We start from the raw sequence: 15,749 nt of genomic DNA on the forward strand, positions 1-15,749 counted from the left end.
CCGCGGTTGTTGCGCGGGAGGCTGGTTGTCTCGCTAGTCTTAACATTACCCGTAAATTGCAGGAATTATTTCTGGGCAGGTAGTATTATTTCTACTTCAACTGTTTCTTTATCTTTGTTTTCACCGTATATAGTGATTTTAATGTCATTTGCCACTTTTAACAGTGTCCTCAGTGACTGCAAGCTTATACCTGGTTCTCCGGTATCAAGTGGCCCCAGTAAGTTCTTCACTGTAGTACTTGCCACGCCTTGATTAAAGTTAATCTCTCTAGTCTCACCCATTATGGTAATGCTGGCCCTGGTGGCGTTTTGAGTTGCCCTGACGGTCAATTCAGTAAACATGTCCGTATCATTATAACCGGTTAGATCCACCGTAAATACATTATTTACGCCCGACACCGTTTCTTGCCGGTCATCAACCACAAATGTTACGGAGTTTACCTTTAATTTGGGCTCTTTCTGGTCATTGGAATCTCCTCCGGAGACTCCACCGGAACCATCGCCGCCAATCTTAATAACTTCGCCATCAAAAGAAGCCTTAATATCACCTACATTATGATTCCCTACACCCTTCACTTCCAACTTATCCTTCACAACCACCGGCTTTTCATCTTTATTATCGGGATCGGTAGCCCGGACTTTATATGTTTTGTTGGGGTAAACCGGCACCTTAAACTTTCCATCGTTATCAGTAACGGTAACGAACGTAGGATTAGTTGTAAAGTACATGGTGGTTTTCTTTACCGGTCGGTTGTTATCATCCAATAGTTCACCACTAAGCACAGCTGCTTTGGTAAGGAGTAAATCCACCCGTGTCATTTTTTGTTCAACAATAGTTATATCATTATTGAAAGATACTTCCCAGTCTGTAACAGCTGTAATATCGTATTTTCCGGGCTCCAACTTGATTTTAAAGTTGCCCTCACTGTCGGTTTCGATTTCTTTGAGCACTTCATAGCTATTAGCTTTAAATATATTTACTGCAGCGTTTTTTACTGGCTGGCCGTTATAAGTAACCGTACCCTCCAAACCGGTCTCCAGCAACGGTTTGGGTTCAACCGGTTTTGTCACGCCTGGTACATATTCTAGAGCACGGTCCAGGGATACTACAGCTTCGGCACGGGTAATGCTCTTCAGCGGCATAAATTTGTTATCAGGCATCCCGCGCATCAGCCCTGTTTTGACAACAGCGCCAACATTACCCCGGGACCATTCGGAAATTTGAGCCGTATCCGCAAATACGCTTAGCCCTTCGGTGGTGGTTTCAATGTCCAGTAACCTGACCAAAATACTGGCTACTTCCTGGCGGGTAATGGGGTTATTGGGTTTGAAGGTACCGTCTGCATATCCACCTATGTAACCGGCAGCTTTGGCGGCCGCCACTTCACTGGCGTACCAATCACTGGATTTGACGTCACTAAAACTGACTGCTGCTTCCTTTTTATCAATATGGAAGGCACGGTTGGTCAAGGCCACAAATTCAGCCCTGCTTACTTGTTGGTTGGGTTTGAAGGTGCCGTCGGCGTACCCGCCGGCCAGGCCGTTTTCGGCCCACTTGTTGATTTGGCCCTCGGCCCAGTGGTTATTTACGTCTTTGAAACCAGCCGCAAATGCATATCCGGAAACAGCTAACAGCATAAACATCGTTAAGAATACAGTCAAGTATTTCCTACCATACATCAACAAAAATCCTCCCTTTCAAATTAGTTGCACATTATTTTTAGTTGGCTATTTATAGATTCTCTGTAAATAATGTTATTCCCTGCACTCGCATGCATTTGTTATCGGCCCAATAAAAACGCCCCGCTACTATAAATAACGGGGCTAAGCAGTACAATATTTATTTCTCCACATCCACCGTGTAAACAGTTTGATTAGCAGGGTTCTTCTTATCTTTGACGATTACCACCAAGTCGTTACCAACCTTTTCACTTACGTTAATCATCAACTGGCTAAGGTTGACAGTATTTAATATTTCCTTTTTGCTATCGGAGCCAAGTTCATCCAGGTAGACATATACCTTCATAGCCATGGCCGCTATAGTAGTCGTGCCTGCATGTTCGGTGATGGCATTAATTATTGCTTTCTCATTGATAGCGTCAATAATGGCGTCCTTTTTACTGGATGATTTTATAGTTTCATACAGCGCAGTAATGTTTACAGCGTTGTAAAAGGCTTCTCTACATTCCGATTTTGCAATATTGTCCAAGGTATTTACATAATCATCAACTAAATCTTCTACGGCAATATTATCTCCGGCACAGGTGTTATACTTTTCGACTGCAGGCCGTAAAATATCTTTTATCTTTGCCTTGGTATTTGTGTCGGCGGCATTGTTAATTGCGGGAATGTTCAATGCTTCAATTATAGCTTTTCTGCCCTGTTCAGATATATTTTCATCATTGTTTGCTATTATCGCAATCTCGTTCACGACCTCAGCATAGAATTCATCTTTATTAAAATTAGACGATCTTTTAATAGCCTCAAAAAGACTACTAAACTCCACAGCATCCAACACATCCTGGTGACTTAACCCCGCTCCAAGCAGTGCAGCTGCAGTTGTTGCAATATTAAAACCTGATATACTGTTGCCCAAGCTAAGATCATTAGAACCATTTATAAAATCCCAACTACCAAGCTTACTACCATTAAGGTTTATTTCTAAAGTGCTATTACCGGAAGGTGAATATAGTTCAATTTCCAAATCCGAAAATTTGCTTGGTTCTTTATCTATAATAATCTTTTTATTTTGCTGATCAACCGTTCCATTGGTAATACTTTCAATATAAGGTTTGTAAGGTTTTATGTTATATTCAAAGGTTTCCACATGGCTGTTCTTCATATTATCTTTGATAGCTAATGCTTTAATGGTAGTATCTGATGTTATAACAATCGGTGCTTCATATAGGATTCTATGTTTAGGCGCATTGGGGTTTTTACCGTCCGTGGTGTAGTAGATCTTGGCATTCGGTGTAGCTGTGCTTAATTTGACCTTAGTACCTTTGTCTATTTCTCCGGGCTGCGGATTGGCAGTTGGTTTTTCTACCCTAGCAGCCTCAATAACACCCCATTTAGAAAAGTGGTATACCGTTACCGTAACTAACTTGTTAACTTTATCAACAACAGGGTCGGCGGCACACTCCCACTTTTTCTCACTTTCATTATAATAAAAGATTGCCAGGTTGTCAGGATCATCAACCTTTGACTCATCATAGGGCAGGGTCAATTTAACTCCGGCACTAAAATCATCGACTTGTTTATCAAACTCCACTTCAATTACCTGGCCCGCTACGGTAAATACCGCAGGAGGATCACTAGGAAGCTCATAATCATCTTCATCGCATTTTTTAACAGTCACTTTTACACCTTCTGGAAGACTGCTCTTCACAGAGGTAAAGTCTATGGTAATCCCACCCTCATATGCAACGGGAATATCAGGATCCACTTCCACAGATGTACCTACAGGTGCCTCTACCCTAAGGGTAAGAATAACCTTGGGCGCATACCCGCTAACGGTGCCTTGGAAAGTAAATACACCGGCTTTTGTTGTATCTACAACATTAGGACTCCATGTTACAGAATATTTTTTAGTTTTACCATCGCTCATATTAGCTGTAACTTCGGTAGGTAAACTATAATTTTCATTTAAGGCAACAGTGTATTGAATATTATCAATGCTTACTATTACGGGTGTATCGTCACCCCCACTCGGCCCACCGCCACCGCCACCACCGGGTGCTGAAAGTGAGAACGGTGCCTTAAAGATGCCCAAACTCCGGGTACCGGCGGCTCCTACAGCCACATCTTCGGCCAACAGCAGGGGATCCTCGTCTTCTTTACCGGGCTTGTACACCTGCACCGTATATGTACTGTCAGGCAGTACGGCCCCCTTAAACTTTCCATCATTACCCGTATAAATAATAAACGTGGGGTTTGTGGTGAAGAGCATCTTGGCATTCTGAACCTTGGTTCTATTTTCATCATACAAAGTACCGGAAACTACCGCTGCGGGTACCAATTCCAGTTTTGCCGTGGCTTTCTCATCTTTTACCACCGTGATATCACTTTGATAAGCCACCTTATTGTCGGTAACCGCCGTTAAATCGTAATCACCGGCAGCCAGTGCGAATTCAAAATAACCTTTGCTGTCGGTTTCGGTTTCCTTTATATCTTCATAACCACCGGCCTTAAACACACGCACGGTGGCACCGGATACTGCTTTACCGTCCAGTGTTACCGTTCCCTGTAAAGTTGCCTCTTCAATTACAGGCGGTGTAACCGGGGCAAATTCCCTGGCTCTGTCCAGAGCGACCACTGCCTCGGCTCTGGTGATGCTTTTGCCGGGCTGGAAAGTGCCGTCAGGATAACCGGCCATTAGACCGGCCTTGGCTATGGCACCGATGCTGCTGCGGGACCACTGGGGAATCTGGCCGGCGTCTTTAAAACCTTCCAATCCCTGGGTAGTGGGTTCCAGTTCGAGCAGTCTGACCAAAATACTGGCCGCTTCCTGGCGGGAAATGGACTGCTGCGGTTTAAAGGTACCATCTGGATAACCGCCGGTATAACCCGCCGCGCTGGCGGCTGCAATATCGTTATAGTACCACTGGCTTGAGTTTACATCGCTGAAATTAGCGGCAAAACCTTTAGTTTCAATGCCAAAGGCACGGTTGACTAGGGCTACGAATTCAGCTCTGGTAACCTGGTTATTGGGTTTAAAAGTACCATCTGAATAACCGCCGGCCAAACCTTTTTCCGCCCATTTGTTAATTTGTCCTTCGGCCCAATGCCCCCGGGTGTCCGTGAACCCTGCGGCAAAGGCGTATCCCGCCGCGGTAAGCATCAGGGATAACACTATTAATAAAGATAAAAAATATCTCCTATTAAACAAACAGGTCACTCCTTTCACTTACTATAAATACCGACCCATCCTCGCAACCTGGTTTTTTATCTCTAATGCCACCTCCTATTGTTTTTTGACAATTTTTTCATTAACGTAATAATATAGACATGGAACTTAAGAATTCCACAAAACTTGTTATAAATCCTTCCAACATGCTTAAAATGTCCCAATATTTAAGAAGCACAAAGCCAGACGTCGATAAAATGCAAAGTGAACATGTAAGCCGGATATAAAAAAACAGAAAACCGGTTCACCCGGTCTCTGTTTTTTGAAAGGTTTCATCATTAAACATTGTACTTAAAACTTTCCAGCTCAAAACCGTCCTCATCATAAAAATACAACTCTACCGTATCCAGCCTGACATTTTCATCTTCAAATTCCTCGGCTATATCTTCTCCGATACTATCCACGGCATCCTCAATATCACGATCACGTAAATATCTCCACTCTACCGAACAATCATCATCCTCTGCGTCCAAGTGAATGTCAACTTCCTTATCGTCCTTATCATAGTTTACCTGGGTTACTCTAAATTCCAAATCTTCCACGCTATATCTTTTGTTCAGCAGGTTATCTTCCACCTCGGAGGCATTATCACTGCCACCCCGGTAGTCCTCGTCGTTAAAATCCACTTCCAGGTCGTCCTTGCCGTCTTTATTAAATTCCACCAGCTCTTCATCATCATCTATATCGATGACTACACCTTCGATTACCGTATTTTTCGTCAGCTCGTCCTGGATATATTCAACCAGATCTTCCAGCCAGTCTTCAATATCTTTGTCCCTCAGATCTTCCCACTCATCGCCATAATCGCCCAGATCCACTTCAATCTCCACTTCCACGTCATCCTCGTCGCCGTCCAGCCTGATGTCCTCTATGGCCACATCTTCCAACTCATCAAATCTATCCAGCAATTCATCTTCCAGGTCTCTTAAATCATTCTTGTCCTCTTTGTCCGGCTGTTTCTGCAAATCTTCGATTTGCTTCTTCAAGTTGGCTATTTCCTGATCCTTTGCTATCAGTTGCGCCTTCAAGCTGCCAACCTCAGCAGCGGCACCGCTGGTCAATTGGATGGTTTTGGTTTCAGCCTGCCAGTTTACATTACATTTTAAGGCTTCCCCGGCCACGCGCAGCGGTACATAAGTAACTCCATTTAGCAAGAAAGGCTCCTGCCCGGCTGATAGATTAACCGCTTTCCCATCGGCATAGATTACAATATTATTGTAGTCTACCTTAATTTGTTTGCTGCCCACAGTCGCTTCCGCCATCCCACTCAGAGCAAACAATAAAAACGCCGACATCATCAAAACTATGAGTCTCTTTTTAAAAATGGCTAATCCCTCCCTAATAATTTTATCAACCTGTTAGTTATGACGTAGCTTACTGGCAGGTTGTTCCTAACATTGAAAAACTTCTACATTTTATGATTCAATCCTGCCCTTAAAGGGTTTTGACAAGAAAAGAAAGCCGGCAATGACAGTAAGCGGCTTTCTTTCTTTAGTACAGGGTTTAAAAACCCCGGTACATAATAATGGTCGGTTTTTGGGCTTTGATACCCCGGCCGTCGGACTTGGGCAGGCTAAACAGGTGATTGTTTTCCACTACCTGGCCAGCCATGACATTTTTCCCGGCTGTCAAATCGGGTATACCGCCGCCGCTGGGATCCACTACCACAGCGCTGCCGCTGCGCACAATGATTTCAGTACCCGCTTTGCCAATGAACTCCTGGCCGGTTTCCAGCTCAGCAACAACCCATTCCAATGATGCAGAGCCCCCGGATAAACCCAGGCCGGCAATGTATTCCTGCACGTATCTTTCCACGAAGCTTCTGGTTACCAGGGGGTCACCGGCGGATCCGGGGTCACCGCCGTCGGCCGCAGCTAAACCTGCATACCCGGTGATGACTGCCGCCATGAGCAGCAGGGCCACCAACACTGCTTTGCTTTTGATTTTGCTCATCGAAAAACCTCACTTTTCGTAATAATGTATGGTTTTCCAGTTCGACAAGACAGGCACATTTCCTGCCATCACCTTGTACCTGTTAAACCCTTTCTATATAATTGACATAACTTGTAACACTCTCCGGTAATGGTCTTGCTATTGCTACGTTATATTATAGTAGAGGTTAGCCTTGTATTTTTGCCATCACCGCAATGACAAAGTTTTACTTCGCGGCTGAGGGTAGGTTAGCTTAAAATCCGGGGAAAATGTCTCCATATCTTTTAGGAAGGTGGCAGGTCTTATGAAAAAAGCGCAGGTAATACTTGCAGGGTTGCTATTGGTATCTTTGGTATTTATCTACCAAACCCTGGGCCAGGAAAGTAGGGTATCAGCAAACAACACGGCTGACCCCGGCACAAATGTTTTATACATACCGCTGGACAACCGCCCGGTTAATTATCAGAACGCCCTTGAGCTGGCCCGGTTGGCTGGTTTTAATCCAGTCTTCCCCACCCAGGAACAGCTTGCCGGTAATGGCGAGTTAAATACTTGGTTAACAGGCCAAATTCCCCACTACGGGGCTGCGGTATTATCGTTGGATATGCTGCTTTACGGTGGCCTGGTGGATTCCCGCAAACATAACTTGACCATGGATGAAATAGCCAAACGGGTTAACTTAATAAAAAGCATTAAAAAAGACGATCATCTTGTCTACGCTTTTATCTCCATTATGAGAGCGCCAATGGCCAATACCCCCCACACCATGCCGGATTATTACAACACATACGGCGCCAAGATTTTTAAATACGGCCAGTTAATGGATAAAGACCGCCTGGGCATTATTGAACCGGCTGAAGCTAAAAGGTTGAGCGAGCTTACCAGTGAGATCCCCGGTGAATACCTTAAAGATTTCACTGCTAGAAGAGATAAAAATTATCAAGCAACTGTGCAGGTTCTTAAGCTGGTACAGCAGGGCTATATTGACCGCCTGGTGATAAGCAAGGATGATACCGCACCCTACGGGTTTACCCGCATGGAGGCGGAAAGATTGACCAGGCTGGTGCAGCGGTATAACATCGCCGGCAAGGTGGAGTTCTTGGCAGGCACCGATGAATGCGGCCAACTGCTGCTGGCTGCCATGGCCAACAAGCTGGGCGCAGGTGTGGGCGACCGGGCTCTCCGGGTTTACGTGGATTATGCCTGCCGGGAACTGGCCGGAGATATCCCATTATATGAAGATGTTCCTTTACAGGAGAACATACTTCTGCACATTAAGGCTATCGGGGCCGAATTGACAGCACTGCCCGGCAAGGCTGATTTGGTACTGGCAGTGCATAACGGACCGGGATCGGGCGAACCGCAACAGCAAGATGCTTATGAGGTTACCGAGGCACGACAACAATTTATCGAGCGCATCAAAAACTACAATGCCCGGGGAACTTCAGTGGCCATAGCAGATGTGAACCGTCCCAATATGGCGGATGCCGGGTTTATGCAAACCCTTAACACCCACTATGACCTGTCCCAGTTGGCGGGCTATTCGGGTTGGAATACTGCGGGTAATTCAGTAGGCCTTGCGCTCAGCCAGGGAATTATAGCCACCGGGCATACCGGTGCAGGTGACCCGGGCTTTGCCGAAAAACAGCGGGACATCATTCTAAAGTGCTTGCTTGAGGATTGGGGCTACCAGGCAATAACCAGACCGGTGATCAGGGAAAAGGTACCGGTGGAACAACAAACATTAATGACCGATCCACAATTGGAACAGCAAACCACGGCGGAGATAGCACGAATGCTGAATGACTTTGCCGACCGAAATTTGCGGGAGGATTTTGGTAATGTTGAGGTAACAGAGGTCAACTTACCCTGGCACCGGTTATTCGATATCGATTTTGAAGTGCAAACATAGAAATAATAGGAAATGTTTAATTTTGTAAAAAAGAAGGGATTTATGCGTCTTATATCAAATTAAAAAATGTAGCTTAGCATAAGGGGGTGGTTTCTATTGCGCATAATTTCAGATCTGAGATCTGAAGTAAAAAATCTTTTTATAAAAAATAGGAGGTTGAGTATGAAAACTAAATTAATAGCAGTATTGACCCTGAGCATTTTCTTGCTTACCTGCAGTTTTGCCATGGCGGCGGTCTCACCGGCCATTTTTATCAATGGAAACGACCTGGCAGCAGAAAGCTCCGCTATTGTAGAAGATGATACTACCCTGGTACCCTTAAGAGCAGTTTTTGAAGCCCTGGGTCAAGAGGTGGAATGGAACGCTGAAGACAAATCAATCACCTCCGGTGGTATTTGGTTACAGGTTAACAACCCTGTGGCTACCGTTGACGGAGAAAATGTAAATTTGGCGGCTCCTGCCAAGATAATCAATAATGTAACATATGTGCCCCTGCAATTCATCGCTGTTAGCCTGAATAAGAATGTCGCTTTTTACAGCGAACAAAACCGCATCGACATAACTGACGAGCCCGTTGTAGATGAAGAAGTTGATGAGGAAGTTGATGAAGAGGCTGTAGCGGACGAAGATGTGGCCACCGATGATGACGCGGATGTTGATGAAGATGCAGCCGCTGAAGAAGATGTAGATGTGGATGAAAACGTTGACGCTGATGAAGATGCTACCAATGAAGAAGACGTGGATGTTGATAAAAACGCCGACGTTGATGAAGATGCTACTGCTGAAGAAAACGTGGATATGGATGAAAACGCCGACGTTGACAACGAAGATGTAGCTACCGATGAAGACGCTGATGATGTGGACGAAAATGCTGACGCTGACGAAGATGCAGCAGCTGATGAAGACGTGGAAGCTGAAGAGGTCGTAGAAGAATAAGTTAACCAGCGTTAAAATATATAAACCCCCTGCTCGAAAGCGGCAGGGGGTTTTAAATAGTTTACTGGATCCACCTATTTTTTAACCATGTTGTTGTTGAAGTTTCAGTAAACGGGACTGTGAAATATTGTGTGTAAATTCAATAAGTTGATAAGTTAGGTGCCTGGCACCTTTTCTTCCTTAACGCGGCTATCAATCAACTCTGATATACATTACCCTTTCAGTGATTACTGCATCGTTATTATTTAGATCTATCAACTCAAATGCAATTTCATATCTACCTGCTGTATCGGCAAATACATACACATCCATGGTTTTTTCATAATCAGCCGCCAATGGGAATCCATTTTCACCACCCCAACCATGCACTGCTATGTCAATCCACTTCTGGTCATCCTCAGAGTAGTACCATAGCTCAAGTTTTCCCCCACTGCCTGCCGTCTGCTTTATTTCAGGTACTAATATCTTTACGCTATCATAGCCCAGATTTTCTACAGGGTCGGCTTTTAAGTTTACCCCTATAGGTGTTAAACCGTCTGTGTCTACTCCATATACCCCATCTATTACTGAACCACCTGAACTGCCCGGTAAATCTCTTATTTCAAATTCCAGAGGGCCTATAGGGTAAAATAAAAATGTGTACTCCGATACAGCCGGTTTTTGTACAGTAATGGTTGCTTTATCGCCAACATCATTGATTTGCTTTTTACTATCTAGATCATAGGAGACGAATTTAATTGTGTAGTCCCCAGGTTTGTTGATAGTTGCATCAAAACCGGCGGTAACTTTGTGACCGTCTTTGATTAGATCGCCAAGTTTAATACCTTTATTATCGCCCCAGCCAAGGACTAAATCATTACCCCCGGCACCTACATTTCCTTTTTCTTCGCCCGTAATAATTTCTATCATGTCGGTGCTAACATCAGTACTTTGATCCGCTTCGGTTATAATGTGTCCGCTAAGTTCGTCTTTTTCAATATCGTCGCTACTAAGGTCGGGAATTACCCCGTAAAAACGAACATTGTGATCTTTATCCGCGTCCATTACTGCGCCCCAGATTTCGACATCCATGGTGAACTCTTTGAAAGCAGTTGTTTCCACGTTATATTTTGCATTCATATTCAACTTGGTTTCGTTTAAATAAAATGTAACATAATTAGTTGTTCCCGCAGCTTCTGCCCTAAGGTAATAAACTCCTGCTGATGCCAACTCTTTTGGTACAGTAATCTCAACTGTAGCCACATTGTCCTCAATAGTGCCTGATACAGGCCCTGCAATTATTTCGTTAATTGATTCTCCTGTAAGCGCTACAGTTACTTCAGTACCACTAGCTATTCCACTGGTTTTTACCGTTACTGGAATAGTATGTTCCCTGCCTGCCAGATAAGTGTCCTCGGGATATGTTATTTCTGTTATTTGGGGTTCTTCCACACCCAGTGTAATATCTTCGCTGACCGACCGATAGCCGGATTTAGTAAATGTTAATGTGTAAGTTCCGCTAAAAACACCCTCCGCAGGACTTATCAAATACTCGTGGGGAGGAATATCGAGGTCACGCAGTTCCGGATCATTAAATTTAAAGTCTACATCCTGTCCTGAAGCATCTTTTAATGTAAAATCTTCTTTAGTCAAATCAAGTATTGGCTCATCTTTGTAGGTATCATAAACACATACCCAGAATTCTTCTTCCGAGGGGGCTATAATTTCTAATGCTGTGAATACATCGCTATACTGTACTTGTACGCCTTCATGTCTTCCATGGCCCCATGGCACTCGAGAAGTAATTTTCCAGAAACCCGAGTTATTATTCAGATAAAAAGGACCATTTGCCGGGTCTAAGTCGGCTGCAATATTGTATATAGCCGCATTAGCCCCTTGAGAAACTGATGTAATCGGCACATAATCACCCTTGTTATCTGTTAATATTAACTCGTTTGCCCCAAGACCATTGACTGATTTATGCAGATTAAGAATAAAGCCCGACTCGCTAACATTAGTGATATAAGCGTCATTAGGCATAACTGCAATCATTTGAGAGAAAATCTGGGCATAGCCGCCTACATTTTCCCCATCGCCGGTTGCCCGAATCAATAGCTTATAGCCTAAATCAGCTTCGGTAGTGATATAGGTCAGTTCTGTTGCGCCTACAATCGGGGTCATTGCATAGGTTAAAGGATTAACCCGATACCACTGGTAAGTTATATGCTCATCCGTGTATTCAGGCTCCTCTCCACCATAATTGGCAACTTTAGCCGTAAAGGAAGCTTCCAAACCGCTTCCGACAAAGGGAGACATTACACCGGAAATATCCATACTTTCACTTAAGCTCCAACCGGTGAATTGGGAGCTGACGGGTGGGATATCAGCGACAACGGCATTGGAAACATAGCCATCTTTTGTTCCTCCTATAACCTTTAGCCTATAGGAGTAGTTACCCTCGGGATCACTCACGATGAAGTTATCTTGGTCTTCCCGTACGGTCACCAAATCGGCATCGACTCCAGTATCGGAGTCCAGTGTCTGATAGTTATCCCAGGTCTCTCCAGAATCTTTGGAATACTGTAGTTTATAGCCGGTTGCTCCAATTTTATCAGGCTGGACAAAATATAGCTCTATCTCATGATGATAAATTGGCTTGCCACTAAAGATAATTGAATAGTATTTGTGATTTTTCGCTATATATAACCCGCCAATTTTACCGGCCTCTGCAGTAAAAGGAGTAAATTCTGGAAGGCTACCCCCCGCACCAGGAGTAAAAGCTGCTTCCTGCCCGGAAATGGTAACCACTAACTGCCCTTTCACACCCGAACCGTCTTTAGCTGTTGCTGTTACTGTGACAGTTCCATTTGTTAATGCTGTTAATAAACCTGTTGCACTAATTGTTGCCATGCCGGTGCCATTGGCAACTGACCAGCTAACACTCTTATTGCTTGCATTGGCAGGGCTTACGGCTGCATTCATTTGCAGTGTGCCACCATCTGTGGTGATGGTAGTGGCATTACCTGCACCTGTCACCGTAATAGCGTTTACGTTTATTGTGTCTGATCCGCCACCTGACCCGCCGCTTGACCCGCCGCTTGACGTTACGGTGCCAACGGTTTTATCACCTACGGTTGCGGTAACACCCTTTGCTGCCATTGTGTTGGTGGGTGTCTGCATTATGGTTGAACCGGCGACATTAATATGCGCAGTCTCGATGTCACCTTTTCCTGTGACGACAGCCCTGGCATCAAGGATCAAATCCCTTACCATACCTTCGGCAATCTCAATTTTGGCATCCTTTGCTTGTACATTTACCGTCACAAAGTCTCCGGAAAGGTTTATTTTAGCGTCGGCAGGAACAACTTCGGATAATGTCACCGTATTAAATCCATCCCCGGTCACTGTTACCTCAACCAGTGTTGCGCCGGACTTTAAAGTAACTGCTTTAACAGTGGTTTTTCCCACTGCAACCACCCGTACACCGTCCTTATCCACAGTGATGTTGGGGATGGTGCAATCCTCCAATGTAATACTGTTTGCGCCACCTCCATTAACGGTGGTTTCTCCTTTAACAGTTACATTCTTCAGGATGACGTCACCATTACCGATGCCTTTGGCCAAAAGAAGATCCCCTGTAATGATCACGTTTTGCAAAGTCACGTCGGAGACGCCAATGACAACATCAGATTTGATGGTTTCAGTTCCGGCCGCCGGTCCGTATGTTCCGGCATTGTCATAAGTAACCGTGGTCGCTGCCGGTATGGATATGTTTACCGCCCGATCCAGGGTGACTACGGCTTCCGCCCGGGTTATAGGACTAGCCGCTTTGAAGGTACCGTCAGTATATCCGCCCATTATCCCCGCTGAGACTACAGCATTGACGGCATCCGTCGCCCATGCAGCAATACCCTGGGCATCTTGGAAGGAAACCTGGGTAGCATTATCTCCCAACTGCAAAAGCCGTGACATTATTGAGGCAACCTCTTGACGGCTAATGGGGTTGTCCGGCTTAAAAGTACCGTCGCTGTAGCCGCCAACGTACCCGGCCCCGGTAGCAACCGCCACTTCTCCGTAGAACCAATGGGACTTGTTAACATCCTTGAAGTTGGCCTCGGCTAAGGGATTCGATTTTCCAGTAGCCCGGTTCACCAACGCGACAAACTCCGCGCGGGTTATTTGGTTATTTGGTTTAAATGTACCATCCGGGTATCCTCCAGCTAGTCCTTTATCCATCCAATCGGCGATTTGTTCCGCCGCCCAGTGCTCATGGAAATCCGAAACTTTGGCCAAGGCGGCTTGTGCGCCACCAATCGTGATCGAAAGTAGAAAGATTATAGCTACGATTGCAGATAACCTGCAACGCCTTTGAAATCCCACTAAACTCCCCCCTTAATTATGTCGTGTTGTCGTGTTAATGCTCATAAGTTTTTTTGAACAATAACTATCCTTTTTCTAATTAGTCAATCAGCATCATCCCCCTCATATGCATCACGCCATATATAATAAAGTTTAAAAAACAATCCGGAGTAAATCGTCGATCAAAAGTATGAAATTAAGTAAAAAGGCTCCTCATACCAAAGTATGAGGAGCCTATATTACCAGTATTTATGCGGCTTTGAAAAACTATGAATGGAATTGATTTTTAAGCAGGTTACTGATGAGCTCAGGCGTCAAATAATCCCCACCTTGATTACAGAGTGGGGATTAAATATGCTTATTTATATACCAGACAGACAATAGGTAAAGTGCCTGACCAGGGGAGTATCTCGTCTAAGTTGCCCTGGTGTTTTAGCTAAGCTAAAAAGTCCAAAAGTTGACCTTATTGCCTGACCGAAAATTACCATATATAATGACCATAAAACAGGAAAGGAAAAGACGCCCCTTTTTGATGTGCTTACCACGTCAACAGAAGCACAAGAGGCGTCCCCACTAACATGGTCATTGTATCAAAATATAATTTAATTGAAAACCCCGAAAAGGGTGTTTTTTATTAGAAGCGGGGAGCAGAATCCATGTCCATGCTGTGGTGGTTTACTAAAAGTTATAGGCAGTCGCCGTCGTGGGATCAACATGAGAGATCAAAAGAAAGCTGAAGATATTGCCACCCAGCGGCTACAGTTACTATCTCCGCTACTAGCAGAGGGTCTGGATGCCGCCCAAGCTAAACAGATCAAAGCAGGTATTTGCCAGCAGACAGGGATATCGGAACGCACCTTGCGTAGATACCTGGCCCAGTACCGGTTAGAAGGGTTTAGCGGTCTAAAGCCAAAAGGTCAGGGTCGACCCCGAAACGAAGCTGCAATTCCAGTAATGCTGGAAGAGATATTGGGCCGTCTGGAATACGCCGCCAAACGGCAGCTTTTCGCTGTAATTACCGGTGATTGCGGTACCGCCAAGACCACCACCATACGCTATTTTAAGGAAACCCTTGATTCAGCTAAATTAAAGGCGAGATGATTGAGGCCATATGCAAAGTCGCTGACAAATCCAGAATTTACCCGCCAATCATAAACAGGAGCGCCTGGTTTAGAAAAGTTTACAGGGAAAAATTGCTTGAAGCAAGAGCAGATATCCTGGCTTTTAATAAATGCCGGCGCTGATGCAGTTACGAGTCCGAAGTGAAATAGGTTTTAACGCCGGTGGCTATTAAGTTTACCGGCTTTCTTGTTGCTAATCTGTCGTCGTATGGACTGACTGACTGACGGACTATTATTGGTCAATAATATCGTCATGCTTTGGACATTTAACGCCGTCTATCTCTAGCAGCCTGTCTGAGTATTAACATAATCAAGGAAAATTAGATACTATTAGCAGGGCAATTGGTACAAGTTGTCGAAATATACAATATTATGATCAAAGGATATAAGCCATACAACCCAAATCAAATATATTTATTTCCGCCCGCGCCACAGGATTGGTTACCCAAGGAACATCTTGTTTATTTTATCAGTGATCTTGTTGACCACTTGGATCTAACGGTTATCCACAAGGTATACGAGAAAGGGATAAAAGGTCAACCACCGTATCATCCTGTTTTAATGACTAAGATTCTGTTTTATGCCTATTGCCGCGGCGTATTCTC

The 15,749-nt window shown here is 44.6% G+C and carries 9 protein-coding genes; 4 read left to right on the forward strand and 5 right to left on the reverse strand.

The features are described from left to right. Positions 1–65: 65 nt before the first annotated feature. The 4 genes from LX24_RS13740 to LX24_RS13755 all read right to left on the reverse strand — a co-directional run bounded on the left by LX24_RS13740 (position 66) and on the right by LX24_RS13755 (position 6,858). Positions 66–1,679 (reverse strand): S-layer homology domain-containing protein, encoded by a 1,614-nt coding sequence (locus tag LX24_RS13740; protein WP_166512717.1) that lies wholly within the window; start codon positions 1,677–1,679, stop codon positions 66–68. Between the two features lie 160 nt (positions 1,680–1,839). Further along, entirely contained in the window at positions 1,840–4,887 is a 3,048-nt protein-coding gene (locus tag LX24_RS13745) for an S-layer homology domain-containing protein (protein WP_166512718.1), read from the reverse strand. Positions 4,888–5,183: 296 nt separating this feature from the next. After that, positions 5,184–6,203: a copper amine oxidase N-terminal domain-containing protein gene (locus tag LX24_RS13750; RefSeq protein WP_341473581.1), complete on the reverse strand. Its 1,020-nt coding sequence runs from the start codon at positions 6,201–6,203 to the stop codon at positions 5,184–5,186. 205 nt (positions 6,204–6,408) lie between these two features. Beyond that, positions 6,409–6,858: a hypothetical protein gene (locus LX24_RS13755; protein WP_166512720.1), complete on the reverse strand. Its 450-nt coding sequence runs from the start codon at positions 6,856–6,858 to the stop codon at positions 6,409–6,411. 283 nt (positions 6,859–7,141) lie between these two features. Between LX24_RS13755 and LX24_RS13760 the strand changes: the two genes are divergently transcribed. Beyond that, complete coding sequence (locus tag LX24_RS13760) at positions 7,142–8,749, forward strand: DUF4127 family protein (protein ID WP_166512721.1); 1,608 nt, start codon at positions 7,142–7,144, stop codon at positions 8,747–8,749. 162 nt (positions 8,750–8,911) lie between these two features. After that, complete coding sequence (locus tag LX24_RS13765) at positions 8,912–9,685, forward strand: copper amine oxidase N-terminal domain-containing protein (protein ID WP_166512722.1); 774 nt, start codon at positions 8,912–8,914, stop codon at positions 9,683–9,685. A 192-nt stretch (positions 9,686–9,877) separates the two neighbouring features. On the opposite strand, the gene LX24_RS13770 is transcribed toward LX24_RS13765, so the two are convergent. After that, complete coding sequence (locus tag LX24_RS13770) at positions 9,878–14,044, reverse strand: S-layer homology domain-containing protein (RefSeq protein WP_166512723.1); 4,167 nt, start codon at positions 14,042–14,044, stop codon at positions 9,878–9,880. A gap of 693 nt (positions 14,045–14,737) precedes the next feature. On the opposite strand from LX24_RS13770, the gene LX24_RS13775 reads away from it, so the two are divergent. Together LX24_RS13775 and LX24_RS15390 are read left to right on the forward strand one after the other, a co-directional pair. Then, a complete protein-coding gene (locus LX24_RS13775) occupies positions 14,738–15,124 on the forward strand; it encodes a helix-turn-helix domain-containing protein (protein WP_243131757.1) in 387 nt (128 codons plus the stop codon). Positions 15,125–15,516: 392 nt separating this feature from the next. Next, the coding region (locus LX24_RS15390) for a transposase (protein ID WP_479723368.1) at positions 15,517–15,749 on the forward strand (233 nt) is incomplete at its 3' end.

It is taken from the genome of Desulfallas thermosapovorans DSM 6562 (assembly GCF_008124625.1).
GTDB lineage: Bacteria > Bacillota > Desulfotomaculia > Desulfotomaculales > Desulfallaceae > Sporotomaculum > Sporotomaculum thermosapovorans.